The 23,185-nt window shown below is 42.3% G+C and carries 23 protein-coding genes; 2 read left to right on the top strand and 21 right to left on the bottom strand.

Annotation, left to right across the window (positions count from 1 at the left end; translation table 11 throughout):
* Window positions 1–41 precede the first annotated feature (41 nt).
* From ABS301_RS12830 to pepF, 17 genes are all read right to left on the bottom strand, one after another.
* Window positions 42–1,919: a DUF4914 family protein gene (locus ABS301_RS12830; protein WP_349672586.1), complete on the bottom strand. Its 1,878-nt coding sequence runs from the start codon at window positions 1,917–1,919 to the stop codon at window positions 42–44.
* 475 nt (window positions 1,920–2,394) lie between these two features.
* A complete protein-coding gene (purD, locus tag ABS301_RS12835; RefSeq protein WP_349672587.1) occupies window positions 2,395–3,669 on the bottom strand; it encodes a phosphoribosylamine--glycine ligase in 1,275 nt (424 codons plus the stop codon).
* Complete coding sequence (purN, locus tag ABS301_RS12840; RefSeq protein ID WP_349672588.1) at window positions 3,666–4,268, bottom strand: phosphoribosylglycinamide formyltransferase; 603 nt, start codon at window positions 4,266–4,268, stop codon at window positions 3,666–3,668. The genes purD and purN overlap by 4 nt, the downstream gene beginning before the upstream one ends.
* Window positions 4,262–5,287 (bottom strand): phosphoribosylformylglycinamidine cyclo-ligase, encoded by a 1,026-nt coding sequence (gene purM, locus ABS301_RS12845; RefSeq protein ID WP_349672589.1) that lies wholly within the window; start codon window positions 5,285–5,287, stop codon window positions 4,262–4,264. The genes purN and purM overlap by 7 nt, the downstream gene beginning before the upstream one ends.
* A 25-nt stretch (window positions 5,288–5,312) precedes the next feature.
* Window positions 5,313–5,828, bottom strand: a complete 516-nt coding sequence (purE, locus tag ABS301_RS12850; protein WP_349666780.1) for a 5-(carboxyamino)imidazole ribonucleotide mutase — start codon at window positions 5,826–5,828, stop codon at window positions 5,313–5,315.
* Between the two features lie 243 nt (window positions 5,829–6,071).
* Entirely contained in the window at window positions 6,072–7,904 is a 1,833-nt protein-coding gene (locus ABS301_RS12855; RefSeq protein ID WP_349672590.1) for a methyl-accepting chemotaxis protein, read from the bottom strand.
* Between the two features lie 108 nt (window positions 7,905–8,012).
* The gene (locus ABS301_RS12860) at window positions 8,013–10,088 is read right to left on the bottom strand and encodes an aminopeptidase (RefSeq protein ID WP_349672591.1); all 2,076 of its coding nucleotides are present in this window, start codon (window positions 10,086–10,088) and stop codon (window positions 8,013–8,015) included.
* 4 nt (window positions 10,089–10,092) lie between these two features.
* Entirely contained in the window at window positions 10,093–10,413 is a 321-nt protein-coding gene (locus ABS301_RS12865; protein ID WP_277407219.1) for a DUF6142 family protein, read from the bottom strand.
* Complete coding sequence (locus ABS301_RS12870) at window positions 10,382–10,873, bottom strand: VanZ family protein (protein ID WP_349672592.1); 492 nt, start codon at window positions 10,871–10,873, stop codon at window positions 10,382–10,384. The genes ABS301_RS12865 and ABS301_RS12870 overlap by 32 nt, the downstream gene beginning before the upstream one ends.
* A 79-nt stretch (window positions 10,874–10,952) precedes the next feature.
* On the bottom strand, window positions 10,953–11,102 hold the full coding sequence (locus ABS301_RS12875) for a hypothetical protein (RefSeq protein WP_349672593.1): 150 nt from the start codon (window positions 11,100–11,102) through the stop codon (window positions 10,953–10,955).
* A 12-nt stretch (window positions 11,103–11,114) separates the two neighbouring features.
* On the bottom strand, window positions 11,115–11,792 hold the full coding sequence (pyrE, locus tag ABS301_RS12880) for an orotate phosphoribosyltransferase (protein WP_349672594.1): 678 nt from the start codon (window positions 11,790–11,792) through the stop codon (window positions 11,115–11,117).
* Between the two features lie 32 nt (window positions 11,793–11,824).
* Complete coding sequence (locus ABS301_RS12885; protein ID WP_349672595.1) at window positions 11,825–12,727, bottom strand: dihydroorotate dehydrogenase; 903 nt, start codon at window positions 12,725–12,727, stop codon at window positions 11,825–11,827.
* On the bottom strand, window positions 12,728–13,504 hold the full coding sequence (locus tag ABS301_RS12890) for a dihydroorotate dehydrogenase electron transfer subunit (protein WP_349672596.1): 777 nt from the start codon (window positions 13,502–13,504) through the stop codon (window positions 12,728–12,730).
* A 9-nt stretch (window positions 13,505–13,513) separates the two neighbouring features.
* Window positions 13,514–14,431 carry an orotidine-5'-phosphate decarboxylase gene (gene pyrF, locus ABS301_RS12895; protein WP_349672597.1) on the bottom strand — a complete coding sequence of 306 codons (918 nt, stop codon included), beginning with the start codon at window positions 14,429–14,431 and terminating at the stop codon, window positions 13,514–13,516.
* Between the two features lie 53 nt (window positions 14,432–14,484).
* On the bottom strand, window positions 14,485–15,141 hold the full coding sequence (locus ABS301_RS12900; RefSeq protein ID WP_349672598.1) for a YkgJ family cysteine cluster protein: 657 nt from the start codon (window positions 15,139–15,141) through the stop codon (window positions 14,485–14,487).
* Window positions 15,142–15,276: 135 nt separating this feature from the next.
* A complete protein-coding gene (locus tag ABS301_RS12905) occupies window positions 15,277–16,050 on the bottom strand; it encodes a nitroreductase family protein (protein ID WP_349672599.1) in 774 nt (257 codons plus the stop codon).
* A 35-nt stretch (window positions 16,051–16,085) separates the two neighbouring features.
* Complete coding sequence (pepF, locus tag ABS301_RS12910) at window positions 16,086–17,870, bottom strand: oligoendopeptidase F (RefSeq protein ID WP_349672600.1); 1,785 nt, start codon at window positions 17,868–17,870, stop codon at window positions 16,086–16,088.
* 140 nt (window positions 17,871–18,010) lie between these two features.
* Between pepF and ABS301_RS12915 the strand changes: the two genes are divergently transcribed.
* Window positions 18,011–18,775 (top strand): GNAT family N-acetyltransferase, encoded by a 765-nt coding sequence (locus ABS301_RS12915; RefSeq protein ID WP_349672601.1) that lies wholly within the window; start codon window positions 18,011–18,013, stop codon window positions 18,773–18,775.
* A gap of 3 nt (window positions 18,776–18,778) precedes the next feature.
* Here the strand turns inward: ABS301_RS12915 and ABS301_RS12920 are convergent, their stop codons facing one another.
* Entirely contained in the window at window positions 18,779–19,414 is a 636-nt protein-coding gene (locus ABS301_RS12920; protein ID WP_349672602.1) for a GNAT family N-acetyltransferase, read from the bottom strand.
* Between the two features lie 177 nt (window positions 19,415–19,591).
* Here ABS301_RS12920 and ABS301_RS12925 point away from each other — a divergent pair, with 177 nt between their 5' ends.
* Window positions 19,592–20,371: a PocR ligand-binding domain-containing protein gene (locus ABS301_RS12925; RefSeq protein WP_349672603.1), complete on the top strand. Its 780-nt coding sequence runs from the start codon at window positions 19,592–19,594 to the stop codon at window positions 20,369–20,371.
* Window positions 20,372–20,415: 44 nt separating this feature from the next.
* Here ABS301_RS12925 and ABS301_RS12930 read toward each other — a convergent pair whose 3' ends face one another.
* From ABS301_RS12930 to ABS301_RS12940, 3 genes are all read right to left on the bottom strand, one after another.
* On the bottom strand, window positions 20,416–21,144 hold the full coding sequence (locus tag ABS301_RS12930; RefSeq protein WP_349672604.1) for a YebC/PmpR family DNA-binding transcriptional regulator: 729 nt from the start codon (window positions 21,142–21,144) through the stop codon (window positions 20,416–20,418).
* A 160-nt stretch (window positions 21,145–21,304) separates the two neighbouring features.
* Complete coding sequence (locus ABS301_RS12935; RefSeq protein ID WP_349672605.1) at window positions 21,305–22,711, bottom strand: hemolysin family protein; 1,407 nt, start codon at window positions 22,709–22,711, stop codon at window positions 21,305–21,307.
* A 95-nt stretch (window positions 22,712–22,806) separates the two neighbouring features.
* A complete protein-coding gene (locus ABS301_RS12940) occupies window positions 22,807–23,154 on the bottom strand; it encodes a type II toxin-antitoxin system PemK/MazF family toxin (protein WP_104439045.1) in 348 nt (115 codons plus the stop codon).
* Window positions 23,155–23,185 lie beyond the last annotated feature (31 nt).

Consider the following 23,185-nt stretch of genomic DNA (forward strand, 5'->3'; position numbering starts at 1 on the left):
TCTATAGATGAACCTCATCTATAGAGCTGCGTGTCATTTTTTTAATATCTCATAGGCATAATTTCAAGATAATCCTGAACCGTTGCGCCCTTCATGAACATCTCGATAATCTGTTTTCCTAACGGATTTAAGTCATCTGTATTGTATTTAACCAGTTCCTGTCTGAAGAACTCAGTTAAGATTGCGGCACCTGCATCGTAGCCTTCGATTCCCACTTCCTGCTGTGTCTCCGGTCTTAAGAATGCTCTTCTGATATATTGTCCGTCAATCTTTAATGAATCAAGACCAAATCCCAACAGAGGACAGCGGGCTTCTACCAGATGCTCTGGCTTGAACTTCGCGCTTCCGCGGCGTGCAATATATTCTCTGGAGATCCACTCAGGCATAAAGCTCACTTCATACGCTCCGATATGCTGATTGGGAATCAGAACATAGCGGGTATTGGTAGACTGTAATATCTGATCCAGAAGAAGATTTGCCTGTGTTACCATCTTACCTGTTGCAAATGGCCAGTAGGAGCCCACTCCTTCGCTGGTCATTCCCTGGGAGTCAATGATACTTGGGTTGTTGTAGCCTCTTGGTGCTACCAGACGCCAAAGCCATGCAAGAGCAGGAGGAAGGATATGCATAATACCCATAATTCCGTATGACGGAGTTGCCTTTGTACAGGCAGGTGTTCTGACTCCAAAGCTTCTCACATCAACTTCAACCGGCTCATCAATGGAGTTTGGAACCAGTTTTCTTGGCAGAATTACCCGTGGATTCGGGCATGGTTTTCCAGTGCTGTCCATAGTATGCTCCCATGGCAGACAAGTCGCTTCCGGTACTCCCTGAAGGTTTAAAAAGATTAATGGCTCTTCCGGCTGAATGAATATTCTTTCATACTGGGGAGAAGCTCCGTAACGCTTAATATTATCCACTCTTAAGAACCAGGAGGACTCTGCATCCTTTACAACCAGCTTCTTACTGCCCTGCTGCATCTGGGGATGGCACAGTGCCATATCATCCGTTACAGGAATTAAGTCACAGGTCTCTGAGAGATTTAAGAAATACTTCTCTTCTGTCACCGTATTTCTTCCTAATACAACTCTTCCATCCATCTCTTTATGGATATCTTCCAGCATCTCACTTTTTCCGCCGCCGGAAGCACCTTCATGCATAATCACGATTTCATTGTCGTAAGGAGTGATAACCTTCACTGCGGATGCATGTGCAGTTACCCAGCCTTCTTCCTCACCAATGTCTAAAAGCACGCCATAAATACCTTTTTTAGCACTTGGACCTGGATAAAGATTATAGGCATATACCTCATGTATTCCCTGAAGACGGTTATGAACCACTACCTGTTTTCCATTAAAATGTGTATGACGGAATGGCGGTGCGAGAAAAACGACTGCTCTCGGTTTAAAATCATATGTGATTTCGTCTATGTTTAAAAATCCCTGGAGATCTGCAAGGCCTGCTGCGAAAAATCCTGCGTTGGCCGGAGCTACTAAAACAGAATCATAACCATACTCCAGACCGCCGGATTTAAATGGGAAAAATATCAGTTCCTGATTTTTCAGCCAGTCAAAGGTATCCATTCTGAGAATCTCGAAATCTTTGTGATAAACATCTTCATATCTTGGCTTATCCGTAGGATTCTTATCTGCAATCAGCATGGAGTTTGGATCACGTCTGCGCATGTAATCTTCCATATAATTTACTACAATACCATTTTTACATTTGGTTGCAGTCGCCTCTAAAACTCTTCCCTTGCCTTCCACTTCATAATCAATATCGAATGTAATGTTCTCATCGCCGCCCATAGCAAGAGTTAACAGTTCATTTCTTGATTTTGGAATGACCACACCTTGTGACTGATTTAAAATATCCTGTACATACTCCGGTAAATTTAATTTACGTAAACATTCTAGCATATTTTCCTCCATTCCTGTGCATAATTATGCACCTGAAGTTTGTACCGAAGACCGCACAGGTACAAACTATGTAGTTTCAAAACCCCAAACATTAGTATTACATAGTTTATTTTAGACATTTTTCGTCATATTACTCGCCCAGCATTTTTTGTCAAATTTTGACATCCCCTCTACCATTCAACATGAACTTTATTTTTCTTACTCCTGCCGATCAGCCTCCCTTTATCAGGCATTATGGGAAAAGCCGATACCCGTAACCTGGATATCGGCTCAGTTACACCTTTATGCAACCCGTTTTATATGTCTTCCGGTACTATGAAACTGTGTAAATCCAGTCTTATCCTATGCCGTCATTAGATAGTGATGTAGAAAAACACTTTAAAAGAACAAAGTCCTACTGTAGAGATACAATATCATGAAAATTCTGTCGTGTCAACGTTTTTTTATGCAAAAAATCCACTGACATTAGGCGGCTTCACGCTTCATCAATCGCCTTACCAATATCATGTCTCATGTATTTATTTTCAAAATCCACCCATTTAACGGCTTCATAAGCGTTGGCTCTTGCTTCTTTTAAATTGTCTCCAAGAGCTGTCACACCAAGAACTCTTCCACCGTTAGTTACAGGAATTCCCTCATTATCAAACTTGCTTCCTGCATGGAATGCAAAGTATCCATTCTGTCCTTTAAAAAGATCCAGCCCTTTGATTGGAAACCCTTTTTCATAATGCTCCGGATAACCATCAGAAGCCAGAACCACACAGACCGCTGCATTGTCTTCAAATTGTAAGTCAATGTCATTTAGAGTCCCATCGATACAGGCCTCAAACACCTCAACAATGTCATTTTTCATTCTCGGAAGTACGACCTGTGTTTCCGGATCACCAAATCTTGCATTATACTCTAAGACCTTAGGTCCCTCGTTTGTCAGCATTAAACCAAAAAAGATAATTCCCTTAAATTCCCTGTTCTCAGACAGCATCGCATCCACGGTCGCCTGATAAATGTACTTTTTGCAGAACGCATCGATTTCCTCTGTATAGAAGGGACTTGGGGAAAACGTACCCATTCCGCCTGTATTAAGACCTTTGTCTCCATCCTGTGCCCGTTTATGATCCTGGGCAGAAGCCATTATCTTTATGTTTTTGCCATCTACAAAAGAAAGTACAGACACTTCCCGGCCAACCATGAATTCTTCCACTACAATCCGGTCACCGGCAGAGCCGAACTGCTTATCCAGCATCAGGGTTCTGACACCGTCTTTTGCCTCTTCGAATGAATTGCAGATTAATACACCTTTGCCAAGAGCCAGGCCATCTGCCTTTAAAACAACAGGCATTTTGGCAGTTTCCAGATAAGCAAATGCAGCCTCTGCTGAATCGAAGGTTTCGTAAGCAGCCGTGGGTATTGCGTATTTTTTCATCAGATCCTTAGAAAAAGACTTGGAGCCTTCCAGACAGGCTGCTTTTTTCTCCGGACCGAATACCCGGATTCCTGCATTTATAAATGCATCAGCAGCACCTGCCACAAGAGGATCATCGGGTCCGACAATTACCAGGTCAATCTCTTTGCTTCTGGCAAATTCCACCTGACTTTCAAAATCCATCACTCCAATGTCAACGCATTCTGCAATTTCAGCAATTCCGGCATTTCCCGGAGCGCAGTACAGCTTTTGAACCTTAGGGCTCTGGGCGACCTTCCATGCAATAGCATGCTCTCTGCCGCCGCCTCCAATGATCAGAACCTTCATGCTTTTTCCTCCTGTTCCTTTGCAATCAGTGCAATCGCCTGGGGAAGAATGACCCACTCCGCTTCTTCCATAACTCTTCTTTGAAGTTCTCCCGGCGTATCACCTTCCTTTACTTCCACTGCCTTTTGCAGAATAATGGGACCTGTATCCGTCCCCTCATCAACATAATGGACGGTAGCACCTGTAATCTTCACACCTCTGGCCAATGCGGCTTCGTGAACCTTCAGTCCAAAATAGCCGGTTCCGCAAAAAGAAGGGATCAGGGAAGGATGAATATTAATCATTCGGTTTCTGTATTTCTGAATCATCGCTTCAGGAATGGTAACCAGAAAACCTGCAAGTACGATTAAATCAAGATGATACTCGTCAATACGGGATAATAGTTCCTCGTGAAACTGCATTCTGCTTTCAAATTCCTTAGGGGAAATGCAAAGAGCATCGATTCCATGATTCTTTGCACGTTCTAACGCGTAGGCACTTATGTTATTGCTGATGACTACTTTGACTTCTGCGTTTTTAATCTCCCCGCTGTCAATGGCATCCAAAACCGCCTGAAGATTGGTTCCCCCGCCGGATACCAGAACGCCGACTCTTAGCATAAGACCACGCCCTTCTCACCGGCTTTTGTACAGCCAATTACATAAGGGTTTTCTCCTGCAGCTTTGATTGCTTCCATGGCCTTATCCTGATCAGCAGGATCCACCGCTAGTACCATACCAATTCCCATGTTAAAGGTATTGTACATAATCTCTTCCGCTATCTCACCCTTTTTAGCCATGAGTTTAAAGATCGCAGGTACTTCATAGCCGTTTTTTTTCACTTCAGCGCAAATCCCATCTGGAAGCATACGTGGTATATTTTCGTAGAATCCGCCTCCTGTAATGTGGCTGCATCCTTTGATATTCACACCACTCTCTTTTACGCTTTTTAATGCTTTCACATAAATTTTGGTGGGTACAATCAAGCATTCCCCAAGCGTTTTACCCAGTTCTTCATAATAAACATTTAAATTCTCTTTTGTCACATCAAACACCTTGCGGACAAGGGAAAAACCATTGCTGTGAACACCGGAGGAGGCAATGCCGATTAAAACATCACCAGCCTTGATAGTTGTACCGGTAATCAGATTTTTTTCATCAACCACTCCTACTGCGAAACCTGCAAGGTCATATTCATCTTCAGGATAAAAACCTGGCATCTCTGCAGTTTCTCCCCCAATCAGTGCGGCTCCTGCCTGCTTGCAGCCTTCTGCCACACCGCTGACGATCCCTGCAATTTTCTCCGGATAATTCTTTCCGCAGGCAATATAGTCAAGGAAAAACAGAGGTTCACCGCCTGCACAGGCAATATCATTGACGCACATGGCTACACAGTCAATACCAACGGTATTATGTTGATCCATAAGAAATGCTAACTTCAGCTTAGTTCCCACTCCGTCGGTTCCGGATACCAGGGTGGGCTTCTCCATATCTTTGAATGCTGACATGGAAAACGCCCCTGAAAATCCGCCAAGTCCGCCAAGTACCTCTGGTCTCATGGTTTCCTGTACATGCTTTTTCATTAGTTCAACCGATTTGTAACCAGCTTCAATATCAACTCCGGCATTCTTATAATCCATCTTTTTTTCCTCCGCTTTTTTTCCTCTATTTCATCTGGGATAAGTATTCCCGATACCCGATCTTATCCAGCTTCTCTGCTTTTTTCACTACATCATTCTTTAAATTCTCAGAATAATCCTTCAGTCTTGCCAAAAGCTCTGCATCTCCTGCAGCCAATATCTTTGCTGCCAGAATCCCCGCATTGGTACCTCCGTTAATCGCTACCGTAGCTACCGGAATACCGGAAGGCATCTGTACAATGGAATACAGGGAATCCACTCCCCCCAGGTCTGAAGTCTTCATAGGAATACCAATGACAGGCATTGGAAATAATGCGGCACACATTCCGGGAAGGTGAGCTGCTTTACCTGCTCCGGCGATGATCACTTTAATGCCTCTGGCTTCTGCTGTTTTCGCATATTCAAAAAATATATCCGGTTCTCTGTGTGCAGAAATAACAGTCATTTCAAATTCTACTCCCAGCTTTTCAAGAACCTCTGCAGCCTGCGCCATAACAGGCATATCTGAATCACTTCCCATAACAATAGATACGTTTGCCATAGTAATTTCTCCTCTTTCTCTTCCAATCGTGTGTAATTCATTATTAAGAGTAATGCTATTAATAAGTATATCTAATATTATGTGCTTATTAATTAATTTTCACTTATTAATTATAATACTAGCTTTTCTCTGGCTCGTCAATATTTTTCTTTATATTTTTAAGTATACCCGGTAACGAAAAAAACAGGCGTGAAAAAACCGGAAGGATCAAACAACCTCCTGCTTTTCACACCTGTCCTGTATTTAATATTTGCTGTTCTTAAAAGAAGAGGAGTCTTCGAAGTATACCGGGTCAATGACAACCGGCTCCAGCTCTGCTTCTTCCTGATAAACCGGAATAAAATCAGCCTCTGCTTCTTTCTTTTCTGTGTTTAAAGGCAGGCTGCTCATCTCAGATGTGCTGCCATGTACCTTGAATTGCTGAATCAGGCTTTTCATAATCTGTGCCTGTCCGGATAATTCTTCACTGGCAGCCGCACTCTGTTCTGCTGTAGCAGAAGTGGTCTGAACCACGCTGGAGATCTGATCGATTCCCAGAGTAACCTGATTAACAGCGACAGCCTGTTTGTCCGAAGCGGCAGCGATTTCTTCTATAATCATATTAATGCGGCGGCTTCCTTCTACAACCTCCTGCATGGCTTTTGCTGTTTCAGCAGTAATTCTGCTTCCATTCTCCACTGCCTGCAGACTTTCTTCAATGAGAATTGTTGTATTCTTAGCAGCTTCTCCTGATTTGCTGGCAAGGTTGCGGACTTCGTCTGCCACCACAGCAAACCCTTTTCCTGCCTCTCCGGCCCTTGCAGCTTCTACTGCCGCATTTAATGCCAGAATATTGGTCTGGAATGCAATGTCCTCAATGGTTTTAATGATCTTGCCGATCTCACTGGATTTGGTGTTAATCTCAGTCATGGCCCGATTCATTTCCATCATCTTCTGATTGCTCTTTGTTACATTAAGACCAGCTTCTTCCGATTTTAACCGTGCCTCTTTGGCGTTCTCGGCATTTTTATTAATCTGATTAGAGATATCATTAATGGTTGCTGCCAGTTCCTGAATGGAGGAGGCCTGTTCCGTCGCTCCCTGGGACAGAGCCTGAGCTCCGGATGATACCTGCTCAGAACCACCTGCAACTAAGTCAGCAGATTCATTAATCCGGGTAAACGCATCGCTTAAATTATCCCTGATATTCCTGATTGCCAGTAATATTGGTTCATAATCCAGAACATACTGCTCCTGATTCTTCGAAACAACTGTAAAATCTCCGGCTGCCATAGATCCAAGGATGTGGATGATATCATCAATGATACTGCCTATATTTAATATGGTGGAACGCATACTGTTGCCAAGGCCGCCAAGTTCATCCTTGGACTGATAATTTAAATCAACATGAAGACTGCCTTTTGACATCTCTGCTGCTGCTTTTTCAATCTGCTTAACAGGAGCAACAATGCTCTTGGTCATGGCAGCTGCAAGAATGATCGTGGCTGCCGCTCCAATAATCTGAAGCAGAATAACAATCACCTCAGTGCCGGTCATATCAGACTGGGATCTTTTATAATCACTGTCAGCACTCTGTTTGGCAGAATCACTGATTTGGATCAGATCAGACTGAATCTGGTCAAAACGCGGTTCCAGTGATTCAAAGAAAACCTCTGTTGCCTGCCGGGTTCTATTGTCTTTTGCCAGGGTGAAGACTTCTTCTTTGGAAGGTTCTGCTTCGCTAAGCGCCTTTTCAATATCTTCAACCAGGGCTTTGTCACCCTTGTATTTTTCTTTCAGCTGTTGAAGATTTTCTTTTAATTCATTAAAATCTGCCTCAGACTGGTCAATATAGTTCCCCTTTTTTATTAAATCCGAAATCATGGTTGCATAGCCCACATTCTTTGCTGCTGATTCAACATTGCGTCTCATCTCAACCGTCAGCATAGATACCTCATGACCGTTTTTGTAAAATTCTACAAACCTGGAATTATTAACGATCAGACTGTATAACGAGGTGCCTGATACAACTAAAAACAAAATAAAAATAATTCCAAAAGAGACCGCAATTCTTTTGCCAATCTTTAAATTCTTCATATGGTATCCTCCAACTATCTCTTTTGTAAATTCCTCACACCGATAGTGTATTATCGGCAATTATAAATATATCTTAATGACAATCTTTAAGTTTTCAATTATGAAAGCTTACAGCCCGGAAAATGGCAGATTCAATTCTTCCGTACCTTCTAATATAAATTTTCCATCTTCAATAATCAAAGTTCGTTTTCCGTCTCCACAAACCGTTTCAATCTTATCCAGTTCCGCGTAAGGGATGGTGATATCTGTATGACAGTTAAAATATGCCTTGGAAGCATCCTCTTTTCTGAGAGCTGAAATCTCATTTTCCTTGGCGATAATCTCCTTGCCATTGGGGTTATATAGCTTGCTGTCTTCCGACCAGCTGTAGCACGTATCACCAACTGCAAAATGTGGTCCCATCTTCTCCACAATTAAAATAGGAAGCTTATCAAGAATATCAAACTTTCTTGCCATTGCGTAAGCAGTGGTATTGGTTCCGATGGCAAACTCACCCATGGGCAAAGTGTCACGGTTCTTTAAAATCACCTGTCTGATCAGTTCTTTTCCTTCCTTTGGATCTTCAAAATTACTGCAGGAATAGTCTTTGATCATGCCGTCTTCAAATGTCATTACCAGATCCTTAAACTGGAAATCAGTAATGTATACCGTGCTGACTTCTAATACACCGCTTGTTCCAGCCAGTCTGGGTGAAGTAAATACTTCCCCAAGGGGAATATTCGAATCGGCAACACAGTTTTCAAAATTCGTTTCTTTTTCTCTGTCTTTTAAATGATGGAGTGCGACTGTCAAACGGGTTTTATTATTCCCTTTTCCTGTAATTTCCACATAGTCTGCTTCATCCAGTGCATCGATCATGGTTTGCTGCAGACCTTTGTACTTTTCATAATCCAGGGTATTGATGGCAATGGTCTCATTAAATATCTCTTCAAAATTATCACCGATTTCCGGAACAGGAAATGCGATGATGGTAAAGCTGATTTCATCACCGGGAACATACTCATTTAAAATTCTGGCTGTTTCACTGGACATCTCCACAGAAAGCTTCTCCTGTTTGGGATCAAGGTGGTTGGCTTCCGGTTTATTAACCGGCTGGAAGCCTTCTTTTCCAAACGTCTGAATTACTGCGGGTCCTGCAAAAGCGGCAGCCAGATCTTTGTATGTCTCGTATGCAACTTTCAGTACAGAAGCTTTTCGGTCTTTAAAGGCTTTATTGACATAGATCGCCTCATCGTAACGGTGATCATAATCATACTGACGGTTTGGTGACGTACTATAATAGCCCGCTTTACGCCCTGCATTGGTATTCACTGCCCAGACCGCAGCACGGCATAAAATCACCTTAAGCCCCATTTTTTCAAAATTCTCCATGGCATATTTCACCATGCGTTCAAAGCCAAGCTCATATCGAATCTGGACTGCTTTCTTTTTGGATAAATCTCTGCCCATTACCTCAAAGCCTTTTGCGTACCCTTCCGTATAGGTATCCGCCATCAGACGAACCTTCTCCTCTGGAAGAGAATTGAGATAATCTGCCACTTTAAGCTCGGAATCCGAGATATATTCCCCAAAGCGGTAGAGATAGCGAAGATCCGTTAAATCACTGTTCCGAATAATATCTGTTGCAAAGGAAAGGGAAGGATCTAAGCCCTCTCTTACACGGAAAGTCACTGTATGGTCCGTATAATCACTGACAAACCAGTAAATAACCTCCTTTACAGAGACCACCTCCGGCACTCCCTCTTCAAACATGTTATAGATTTCTATCAATGCCTCATTTAAAATCGTGATATCAGTCAGCCTGTTTTCATGAACAAAAACAATATCCCCTCTGATTTCTTTATAAAGGTAGCAAAGGAGCTGTCCGAATCCGTCTCCCAGTTTTTCCACAGCGTAAGCTGGATTGGCATAACTGGATTCGTAAGCGTCAGAAAGAATGTCCTCATAAAATTTAAGGTTCCATTCTTTCAATTCATGTAAGGAAGCCGTATTAAGCTTTCCATCTTCTATAAAGTCAAGGTATTCCCCCATAAGGCATATAAATGAGGCTGTCCTTGTAAAATAATCATGAAACGGCTGTGACACTGTCTTCTCGGAAGAGATCTGACTGATTCGCTCCATAGACAATTGAAACCGTTCCATAATTCCTTCATTTTCCTGTTCAAACATTTTTCTACTATCCATTTTTTTACCCCTTCATTCCAATAATAAGAAGAACTATCCAAAAAATAATCAGCAAAACACTGATGCCAATTCCGATCTTAGACAGTATGTATTTTTTTTCCTTTTCAAAGAAAGAAAGAACACCATAAAACAGGGAAAAGATAGAAATCAACATGCTGCAAAAGCAGACAGCCGCAACGTTTAACTGCGCCTGTCCTGCAGTGATTGCAGCACTGGATATTCCAAGTATCCCTAAAACCAGTGCTCCTAAAGCCAGTCCCAACGCCAGAAAACTATTTTTAGCATACGGTTTTCTAATGTAGGATACTCTTTTCTGCTTTGCCACGCCTCATCCTCCTTACTCTTATGTGCTGTACTATTTTATAAAAAATATATCCAATCATTCCTCCCAGGGAGTTTAAAATCATATCATCCACATCAAAACTTCCTACCTTGAAAATAAGCTGGGTGGTTTCAATGCAGAGACTGAATAAAAAGCTGAGCAGCGTTGTATTGAAAAAGCGGCGGCTCCTGCGGCTTATAACCGGCAGAAAAAAACCAAAAGGCATGAAACAGACTATATTCCCAACTACATTTAAAAGGAAAGACTTAAATCCCACCACATGGCGGTAAACAATAAATCTCTTAATTTCCTTCAGCGGAATCAGGTTATAAGCGTATTCCTCCCGTATATGGCCGCTTCTTCCAAAATAATCGGAGAAAAACAGAAAATACGCCAAAAAGATCAGGTAAATTATAAAAATCACCCAACCAAATTTCTGCCGTTTCGTCGCATTTTTAATCATAACAGCTCCATCTTTATTCCAAAAGGAGAGAGCTGCCAGAATATATGGATTCTGACAGCCTTCGCTCTTGTGATAACGGTCAAAATGTAATTTCAGATTTTCTTTTTAATAAAATAGCCCCGTTTACGATTGAAATGATACCGGCAGCAAGTCCGATGGCTGTCACGATAATTCCAACTACAATATTTAATGCACCTGCATTTCTCATGGTTTTATATACTCTTTCCATATCCTGCTCTCCTTATTTTACGCCATACACTTCGTAATAATCATCGATTGCTGCCTTTAATTCGTCATCAATCAGTACTCTTCCATTGTATTCCCGGTTATAAAGATGTTCGATGACTTCTGCCATAGTCACGATGGCAGATGCTTTAAATCCATATTTCCCTTGGATTTCATCCAGTGCACTCTGCTCTGTTTTTCCCTTCTCCATACGGTTTAAGGAAACCATGAGACCCAGAATCGTTACATCTCCCTGAGCTTTGATAATGGGAAAGGTCTCTTCAATGGACTTTCCGGATGTGGTCACATCTTCAATAATAACAACTCTGTCTCCATCCTTTATGGGACTTCCAAGGAGAATTCCGGCATCGCCGCCATGATCTTTTTCTTCTTTTCTGTTGGAGCAGTATTTAATTTCCTTTCCATACAGTTCATGGAATGCGATTGCTGTTGCAACGCTTAACGGAATCCCTTTATAAGCCGGTCCGAACAGTACATCGAAATCAGTACCAAACTTATCATGAATCGCTTTGGCGTAATACTCACCCAGCTTCTTTAACTGTGCTCCTGTTACATAAGATCCGGCATTCATGTAAAATGGAGATTTTCTTCCGCTTTTCAGTGTAAAACTTCCAAATTTAAGGACATCACTGTCCACCATAAATTCAATAAATTCCTGCTTATACTGTTCCATTTTTCTGTCCTCTCTATTCAAAAACCGTTCCATTATCGTACTGCACCGATCAGTTCGCTGATGTCTTCTATCTGATACTTTATCATATAATCTTCAATACCTGCAATGATTTCCGTGGTTGCATAAGGATTAACAAAGTTGGCTGTTCCTACAGAAACAGCGGTTGCCCCTGCAAGTATAAATTCAAGAGCATCCTCTGCAGTCATAATTCCACCCATTCCGATAATGGGTATTTTAACCGCACACGCTGCCTGATAAACCATTCGAACTGCAATTGGCTTGATTGCAGGACCGGATAACCCGCCTGTCTTATTGGCCACTGCAAATGTACGGCGGTTTACATCAATCTTCATTCCTGTCAGGGTATTAATCATGGATAAGACATCTGCCCCGCCTGCTTCCGCAGCTTTTGCCATAACAGTGATATCCGTTACATTGGGGCTGAGTTTCATAATGACAGGCTGTTTTGCATATTTCTTTACCTCTCTTGTTATGGCTTCCACCGCTTTTGGATCCTGGCCGAATGCAATTCCGCCCTCCTTTACATTGGGGCAGGAAATGTTAATCTCCAGCATATCCACCGGTTCATCCGATAGCCGCTCCACCACTTCAATATAATCTTCCGTGGTCTTTCCGCATACATTGACAATGATTTTAGTATCATATTTCTTTAAAAACGGAATATCCCGCTTAATAAATACATCCATACCGGGGTTTTGAAGTCCGATGGCATTAATCATTCCACCATAAGTTTCTGCAATTCTGGGAGTTGGATTCCCTGCCCAGGGAATATTGGCAACTCCTTTCGTCACCACTGCTCCCAGGCGGTTTAAATCCACAAGCTCGCTGTATTCTTCACCGGAACCAAAAGTGCCTGAGGCTGTCATGACCGGGTTGTTTAATTCAATACCGGCAAGATTTACTTTCATATTCATCTAGAATTCAACCTCCTCAGCCTTAAATACCGGACCGTCTTTGCAGACTCTTTTGTTATGAACCATGGAATGGTCATCTTTCTCACTGCTTTTGCAGACACAGGCAAGACAGGCTCCGATTCCACATGCCATCTTCTCTTCCATGGAAAGATAGCATTCAATATGATGTTCCAAGGCATATGCCCGTAAAGATTTTAACATGGGGGTGGGACCACATGCAAAAATCACATCGCTTTGTAAGCCATGCTCTCTGATTGCATCCATAACATTGCCTTTGGTTCCTGCAGTGCCGCTTTCTGTTGCAAGAAACGTATCTCCATAGGGGAGAAACTCTTCATTTAAAAACAACTCGTCCCGGTACCCTAAAACCATCTGCTTTGTGCAGGAAAGATTTTTCGCCAGTTCTAACATGGGAGGTATTCCGATACCGCCTCCGATTAACAGTGCCTTTTTCCCGGAGATCCCCGCTTCCAATGGAAATCCATTGCCTAAAGGTCCCATAATAATAACCGGGTCACCAGTCTTATAACGGGAGAACTCATCGGTTCCTTTTCCTGCTATGCGATAAACGATTCTTAAAAGTCCTTTTTCCCGGTCTGTCTCACAAATACTGATGGGACGGGGCAGCAGCTTTGAGCTGTCCCCTGTATAAACGGAGATGAACTGTCCAGGCATTGACTGGTTAGTAATTTCCTTCGCGTCGATCCACATGCTGTACACACCGTCTGAAAGCATGACCTGACTGGCAACTGATGCAGTGATTTTTATTTTTCCCATGATTTCCCCCTATAACACCCGGTTAATATCAGAAACCATATCAATCACGGCCTGTCTGGAAGCTTCTCCAAAAAGCTGGGGACCGAATTTCTTATATGCTTCCTGTTTATAGGCGGCGATAATGCCTCTGGAAGAATTTACGATTGCCCCAAGGCCATCTTCATTAAAACAAGGTTTTAAATCCTCAGCAGTTCCTCCCTGTGCTCCGTAGCCAGGTACAAGAAAATATGTGTTGGGCATCAGTTTTCTTAATACAGCGCTCATCTCCGGATATGTGGCTCCTACTACTGCACCCACGTTGCTGTAGGTTCCATCCATACAGTCTGCGCCCCATTCCACCACCTTCTTCGCTACGTGTTCATAAAGAGGTGCGCCGTCTATCAGACGGTCCTGAAATTCTCCACTGGAAGGGTTGGAGGTTTTAACCAGTACAAACAGACCTTTGTCCTCTTCTTTGCATACATCAAGAAAGGGAGCGATACCGTCTGTTCCAAGATAGGGGTTGACTGTAAGAAATTCTGTGTGAAACGCCGGTAGACGTTTAGAACCAACCTGTACTTTACCGATATGAGCCATAGCATAGGCTGCAGATGTAGAACCAATATCTCCTCTTTTTCCATCAGCTATGACAATGAGTCCCTTCTCCTGACAGTATTTCACTGTTCTGTCGTATACCTTTAAGCCTTCCACTCCAAACTGCTCATACATGGCAAGCTGGGGTTTTACGGAGGGAATCAGATCATAAACATGATCCACAATTTCTTTATTGAACTGCCAGATCGCTTCTGCAGCACCCTCTAATGTCTCACCCAATTCATGATATGCCTTCTTTGTTACGTGATCGGGAATATAACTTAGCATTGGATCAAGTCCCACACAAACCGGTGCATTTGTTTTTTGAATTCTGTCAATTAATTGCCTGATCATGTTTTCCTCCTCGGTTCTCTTCGCCCTGTTTTTTCTTTATCTTACCAATTCTATCATAAGAAAGTTATGGCTTCAAGCCTTTTACCAAACTGATCATAAAAATCCTGTTCTTTCTCATAGGGGGTTAAATAAAACACTTTCAGAACATTCATGCTCAGCTGCCTGGTAAAATTTGGATCATTCTGTTTTTCCATCTCATTTTCTGCTTTCTTAAAAAAATCGTGCCAATCCGCAATAAATTTGTCGTATCGCTTCCCATCCGGATTGTCCATAAAGCTGCGTACCTTCACCTTGGTTCTGTTCTTCTTTGCGCATTCATAAATCTGTAGAAAATACCGGATACCTTCCTCTGTATAAATTCTTCCAAGAGGAAACAGGCGGCAGATCCCGGGGCGGAACGAATGAATGCTGCATCGGCCCTGAGGATCGAGAAATCCGCATACCCCTCCCTCTTGTCCCATCCGGATACTTGGAAGAACAATTCCATCTACAACATTTAACTCTGCCTGATTCTGAAGGAGCGCTTCAAAGGTGCAGTTAAGTCCTTTTGTCAGCCGGTATACATCGAGAGGGTCCAGCACAATGGAATTGCCCATCCCCTTGCAGCAGGCAGAGCAGCCTTCGCAGTCTTTGCAGTCCGCTTTTACCATATCATTTAAGTCATATAATTTTCCATCTGAAATTTCTTTTATATCAATTTCCCGCTTCATGAATTTATCCTCACTTCTTCATTGTAGCCAAACAGTGTCATTCTATCATCTTCTGCCATCTGAAGAAAGTCTAAATGTGAAAAAAGAGAAGATTTTTGTTACACATCTTCTCTTTCCCCCTGTTATGAAGCTTACTTATAGTTTGTATTCCTTCAAATATGCAGTGGCTACGTACGCTCCGCTTTTGTATGATTTCTTTTCCATGGCCTTATCCGTTTCCAGGCTGACATTAATCCACATCTCTTCAGCCGCAATGTTCAGATGGGAAAGCATGATTCCCACACTGATCTCCCGAAGGGAGACCAGATAAGGGTAGGGTAAAAACTCTCTGCAGGAAAATACATATATTTTATCGTGATAAACGATAAACCTCCATGGCTGGGTATTCATTATTGATGGAGAAAGCCGTACCGCTTTTAATATATTTTTTACGGACTCTCCTGCTTCTTCCTTAAACACACACAGTTCCTTAAGGGGCATCCGCCTGGCAGTTGCCGGATCACGGTAAAGCAGTGTCCTGGGATATCCGAAGGCAATGGTTATGACCTGTTTGAAACCAGCCGGTGCCGGTTTTGAGCTCTTTGCATTGGCAAGATAACAGGTACCAAGACCTTTTCCAGTCATATATAATAAAACAGGTTCTGCCACGTAGCCGGCATTGACAAGATATCCTTCTTTCTCCTCCGAATAAAGGATCAGATAATAAGGAGCATCTACCTTCCACAGACCTTTTGACGGAAGTTCATCCTCCGTACTGTCACATATCTCCATCTTCACCTGAATATCGCCATATAACCTTGAAACACAATCCCCAAAATAAAGAATATCCCTTTTTAATTGCTCCGGAACCAGTTCTTTCTTATATTTTTTAATGGATCTTCTCTTAAATATCATCTGATACAGATTCATACCTGCTCCCCCTCTCCTCTATCTGGAAATCAGTTTTATATAAGCCTTCTCATCTCTTCCAAAAGGCCTGAAAATACCAAAAGAGCGTCTTTCACCGGCTCTGCTGTGGACATGTCAACGCCGCACAGCTTTAAAAGCTCAACTGGAGGCATGGAACTTCCTCCGCTTAAAAATTCATAATACCCCTTAATAACGGTTTCATCTCCTGCTAAAATCCGGCTGCTGATCGCCACTGCAGCGGAAAATCCGGTAGCATACTGGTAAACGTAAAACGGCGTATAAAAATGGGGTATCCTGGACCACTCGTAGTCGATTTCAGGATCTATCACCATCTCAGGGCCAAAATAATCCGCATTCAGCTGATGGTACATCTGGCACAGCGTCTCTGATGTCAAAATCTCTCCCTGTGCTGCAAGGCGGTGGGCCTTGTCTTCAAATTCCGCAAACATCGCCTGCCGGTATAAGGTACCGCGGAAACTGTCCATAAAATGATTTAACAGATAGGCGCGTTCCTTTTTATCCTCTGTAATCTCAAGAAGATGTCTGATTAAGAGGGCCTCATTGCAGGTACTGGCCACTTCAGCAACAAAAATCTTATAACCTGCATCTACATAAGTCTGGTTTTTATCAGAAAACCAGCTGTGGAGCGCATGCCCCATCTCGTGAGCCAGGGTAAAGACACTGTCAAGGGTTCCATTAAAATTCAAAAGTACGTAAGGGTGAACTCCATATACTCCCCAGGAATAAGCGCCGCTTCGTTTTCCTTCGTTCTCATACACATCGATCCACCGGTGATCGAAGCCTTCTTTTAGCAGAGACAGATAATGATCTCCCAAAGGCTTTAACCCTTCAAGCACCATATTCTTTGCCTCTTCAAAGGATATGGTCCGTTCTTCTCTGGATACCATGGGCACATAGAGGTCATACATATGAAGTGTCTCCACTCCCAGCGCCTTCTTTCTCAATGCCACATACTCATGAAGGTATGGAAGCCCGTCACGGACAGCCTTGATGAGATTATCATAAACCTCTTCTGAAACCTCATTTTCTGACAGGGAATGGGCTCTGGCAGAAGGATAATTTCTTGCTGTTGCGTAAAATGCAGACTTTTTTACATTAGAAGAAAAGGTAGCTGCCAGAGTATTTCCAAACTGCTTATATACTCCATAAAGACCATAAAATGCGGATTTCCGAACTTCCCTGTCCTGTTTTTCCATAAGGGCAACGTAATTGCCATGACTGATTTTTACAGTGTTTCCGTTTTCATCCTTAATTTCAGGGAATTTTACATCTGCATTATTAAACATATTGAAAATTTCCGATGAGCCGGAGGTTGCTTCCATAGAACCGGCAAGCAGCGCTTCCATGGCCGCCGGAAGTGTGTGTGCTTTCTTTTTTAATATAACTTCAAAGGTACGGTTATATCGGTTCAGCTCAGGAACTGCTTTACGATATTCCTTTAACAGTTCTTCGGATATGGTTAAGATCTCGGGTACGATATAGGATGATAAACCAGCGGCCTGATAAGACAATGCCCTGGCTTTTGATGACAGTCCCTGGTATCTGGCATTCCCCGTGTCTTCGTCAGATTTTTGTTTTCCATATACGAATAAAGTCTCAATCTTTAATGACACCTCTTCATCAAATTTGAGACAGGAAAAAAGCATCTCGCCAGACTGAGCCAGATGTCCTTCAAAATTTTTATAACCTGAAAGCGAGCGTTCTGTTTCGTGGAATAAATCCTCCCAGGCCTTCTCAGACGGCAGTATGTCCGCCAGGTTCCAGGTGTCGCAAACCGGTATTTCTTCTCTCTTTTTCAATTTGATCCCTCCAACTGCTTTACATGTGTTTATTCTATCACCCATATTTCAAAGAGACAATCAGCAATATGGAAAATATTTGATTGAATTTTACTATTTTATTGTATTATACTATACGAAAACATACCAGGAGTAAAACCATGAATCTTATCCGAACCAATGCACCAGATGCCCATTTGTCAAAAGACCTCCGTCTTTTACAGGAAACCTGCAATGAATACGATCATATCTCTTTCTCATTTCCTTTGGAGGAAGAGTGCATCTGCTGTTTATTATATGAAAATGAGCGCCTCTTATCCGCTCTTATCGCTTTTTTTACTGATTCTGACACCATGGAATGCTACGGCTGTACCCTTCCTGGTGAACGACGGAAAGGACATTTTACATCTCTCTTAAAAGAGCTGGTAAATGATTATCCTGACTGGGATTTTTTATTTCCAGTGTACGAAAACTGCAGGGATGGGATAAAAACGTTACAGGCTATGGAGGCTTCTTTCTGTTACACGGAACATTTTATGGAACGTTCCATTCCTGTTTCAGCAAAATCCGGTTTGGAGAAAGAAAATAAAGAAAGGAATGATTTAACCATCTCATCCCATAAAAATTCCGATGGTCAAATCTGCTATGAATTTTTTAAGGGTAAAGAAGCAGTCGGGATGTGCAGTCTTGATATTCAGGAAAAAAGCGCTTATTTATATGGATTTGAAATATCCAAACCCCTGCGGGGGCAGGGTCTTGGAACTGCCTGCCTGGGTTTATTTTTAAAGACTTATACTTCTCTTCCCTCAGATCAAAGAACGGAAACCATCTATTTACAGGTATCCGGCGACAATCTTCCGGCCGTGGCTCTGTATAAGAAAGCCGGTTTTAAGATCCGGGAAAGCCTGTCCTACTATTTATACTAAGCTCTAGTGCATCTCTCTTATCATACAGTACTGTTTTAACTCAAAATGCTTTTCTACCACGCCGAAAAGTCTGAAACCAAAATGTTCATAAAAGCTTACATTGCTGTGTTTGTGGGTTTCCAGTGATATCATGAGATGATTTCTGTCTGCAAATTCTATGGCTTCTTTTAGAAGGCAGGCAGAAATCCCATGATGCTGCATACTGGGTCTCACTGCAAGATATATGATGTGAAGCCGTTCTTCCTGATGAAGCTGGTCAGTCCATCTGGAATTTAAATAATCCCTTCCATGAAAAAAATTCCAGAATGTCTTTAGCGACCTGTCTTCCTTGATTAAATAACTATCCGTTTTCAAAGTCGCTGCTGCTTCTGCCAGATAATAATGAACAGGATTGTAAACTTCCGATTCATCATCTACAACCATAATTCCGTTAATCTCCGGACTGTCCGCATAAATCTCACAAGTCTCAAAAAATTCTTCCATATCACATTCAAACAGTTCGGGGAGAAGACGTTTCCTTGTATCTGTGTCCGGGATCAGATTGCAATAAAGTGGGTCCCCCTCAAAACACTCTGTCAGCAGTTGCTTTAATTTCTCGATATCCTTTTTTTGCACCCGGTACAATCGGTCACTTTCCATAATCCTGAGCCTCTTTTTTTAATCTTTTTCACGGTGATTGTAGCACAATAATCATCAAGCTTCAATGGATTTCGCAGATATTACTGATTACTTCCTTGCTTGTATTTATCCTACCATTATTATATAATAAGAATGATAAAAAGGTACCGCAAATTACAAGAGAGGGGCATGCATACTATGATCGATATCAAAAAGTTTATTGATTTGAAGGCATTGCAGTCGATTCAGGACCAGTTTTCGGAAGCGACAGGGTTAGCAGCAATCGCGGTGGATGCGGAGGGTAATTATATCACAAAAGGCAGCAATTTCACTGAGTTTTGCATGAAATACACAAGAAACAGTGAAGAAGGTTTAAAGCGGTGTGAAGCCTGTGACAAAGAAGGAAGCGGAGCTTATTTCTGCCATGCGGGGCTTATGGATTTTTCCTCTGACATAGTTGTGAAAGGTGAAAAAGTGGGAGCAATCATCGGAGGACAGGTTTTGCCCTCTCAGCCAGAGGAAGAAAAGTTTCGTACCATTGCCAGAGAGCTGGGAATTAACGAAGAGGAATATATACGAGCACTAAGAAAAGTACCGGTACGATCGGAAGCCACCATCAAGGCAGCTGCACAGATGCTTGGCAGCATAGTGAACCAACTGGTTAATATGGAATACATACAGGCAATCTCCGGTAAAAGAGACAGCGTACTGGATAAAGAAATTGACAGCATCAAAATCTCATTGAATGAAGTAACAGCAAAAACCCATGACCTGCAGAAGGTGGCTTCCATGGAAAATATTCTTTCCATTAACGCCTCTATTGAAGCGGCCAGAGCTGGTGAGGCAGGAGTTGGCTTTGCAGTAGTAGCAAGAGAATTCGGGGAAATCTCTAAAAGCTCTGGTGAGGTCTACGAACGAATCCATGAACTGGTGGCAGATATTCAGAAGTCGGTTAGAAACTTAACTGAGATTGTATAAAATAAAAAGGCATGCACTGATTCCCGTGCATGCCCGTTTTTATTTTATTCGTCCCAGTTATGATAGGTTGCCTGTACATCATCTTCTGCATCTAACAGATCCAGAATCCGGTTCATCTTCTTTAATGAATCCTCATCAGCCAGCTCCACCCACGTCTGTGGAATCATGGTAACTTCAGCCTGAATCATGGGGATTTTTGCTGCTTCCAATGCTTCGCGTACTGCACTGAACTCTTCTGGCGCAATCAGAACTTCGTAGCTGTCCTCTTCTTCTGAGAAATCTTCTGCGCCTGCATCCAGAGCAATCATCATAAGCTCATCCGCATCCATATCACATTCTTCTTTATCTATAATGATCTGTCCCTTTTTGTCAAACATAAAAGATACACAGCCTGGAGTTCCCACATTTCCGCCGCCTTTTGTAAATGCGTTCTTCACGTTGGCCGCCGTCCGGTTTTTATTGTCTGTCAGAGTATCTACGATGATCGCCACTCCATTGGGGCCGTATCCTTCGTATGTAATTGTCTCATAGTTAACAGAATTGGCATCTCCGGCAGCTTTTTTAATGCCCCTGTCAATGGTATCATTGGGCATGTTGTTGGCCTTTGCTTTCGCTATTACATCACGGAGCCTACTGTTGTTCGCAGGGTCTGATCCGCCTTCTTTTACCGCTACTGCAATTTCTCTTCCGATTACAGTAAATACTTTACCTTTAGCGGAATCGTTTCTTTCTTTTTTGTGCTTAATATTTGCGAACTTTGAATGTCCTGACATCGCTTCCAACACTCCTTTTCTTTCTCTATTTCGTCCTCTTCATATCAGAAAATAACATCTTTTCTATTCTATCACTATTTTTTTCATCTTGCAAGAAAAAACAATACACAGCTGCCAGAACCTTCCTGTCTGATGCAGGAAAGTACTGGCAGCTGTGTGCTTATGATTCTTTTTCAGAATCTTTTAACTCGGATTCCGTTTTTCTGACCGTTTTTTCTTCCTCAGAAAGCCCCTCTGGCTCTTCCTTCCAGACACGGACTGTCTGAATCATCTTGTTCTCCACCTGAAGGATCTTAAACTTATAACCCATAATGGATACTTCTGATTCTTCCCCTTCCTGGGGAATCCGGTCCAGTCTGGAAATAAGCAGGCCATTTATTGTATCATAGGAGTCATAATCCTCCTCATCAAATTCAATGTCTAATGCCCGTTCCACGTCTTCCAGGGTAGTCATACCATTCATAACGTAAGTACCGTCATCCGATGGTACGATAAATTCTTCATCCATATCATACTCGTCAAGAATATTGCCTACAATCTCTTCCAGAATATCTTCCATGGTAACAATACCGGAAGTCTGACCATATTCATCAACCACAATTACCATGTGGATCTTTCTGGACTGCATCTCTTTAAACAGCGTATCAAGATTCCTGGTTTCGGGAATGAAATGAGCCTCTCTTAAAAGTCCTTCAATCTCCCAGAGCTGACGGCTGCCATTCTCTTCTGTTTCAGCGGCAATCAGCGCATCCTTCATATGAAGAATACCAATAATGTCATCCACATCTTTTTTATAGACCGGATACCGGGAATTATACCCTTCTGTCAGGATAAATGTCACCGCTTCTTTTAACATCATCTCTCCGTCTAAGGAAACCAGATTCTTTCTGTGAGTCATGATATCCGCAGCTTCCTTGTCATTGAGTTCAAAGATATTGGTGATCATCTCCGCTTCCCTGGCTTCTAACACACCCTGTTCGTGCCCCTCATTTACCATAGACATAATGTCTTCTTCGGTTACGTTCTCATTGTCTGATGCCATATCAATGCCCATGACCTTAAGAACGATGAAAGCAATCAGGTTTGCAACCCACGCAAAGGGAATCAGGGGAATCATAATAAAAGTTACTGCGGGCAGCATACGGTATCCCCACTTTTCCGGATTCTCGGCTGCACAGCGCTTTGGAATAATAATACCGAAGCTGATCAGCAGAATAATTAAGCAGGCACCTACAAGGAAAAGACTGAAAAGAGAGATCCACCGATTGGGGCCATCACTCCCCCGGCTTAAGATTGCCTCCAGCCAGATCTTAAACTGTCCTAATACAAACACTCCCGTCACCATACCAATTAAGTTGGTGGTGATCTGAATGGTGTTCACAAATCTGGTTGGTCTGTTAACGATATGCAGCAGTTTTGCAGCTTTCTCACTGCCTTCTTCCATCTGATGTTCCAATTCTGTCGTATTTACATTCTGAATTGCTGCACCAAACCCATAAAAAATTGCATCCAATACGATAAAAGCAATAAAAATAATCACGCGTATAAGCGGATTGCCATCGTCCATCTGAAAATTCTACTCCTTTTGTTGATTTTCTTTCGTATTTTTTCTCACAACTATTTAAGAATATACCATTTTATCAGCATTCCGTCAATGGTGAACTATGTATTCAGTTCTAAGCTGATTCTTAATGCACAGTCCACTTCCTGCTGCAGTTTTTCATCAATATGACAAATTTTCTCTTTCAGTCTCTGCTTGTCAATGGTCCGCAGCTGTTCCAAAAGTATGACTGAATCCTTGATCATATCGCACTTTTTCGTATCCAGTTCCACATGGGTAGGCAGCTTTGCCTTATTCATTCTTGAGGTAATCGCTGCACAGATCACAGTGGGACTGTGCTTATTACCGATGTCATTTTGTATAATAAGAACCGGGCGAATCCCGCCCTGTTCAGAGCCTACTACCGGTCTTAGATCGGCATAATAAATGTCTCCACGTCTGATTATCACATTCTCACACTCCGTCAATTTATTTAAGTCT

The sequence above is a fragment of the Lacrimispora sp. genome, assembly GCF_031982545.1.
Classification (GTDB): domain Bacteria; phylum Bacillota; class Clostridia; order Lachnospirales; family Lachnospiraceae; genus Lacrimispora.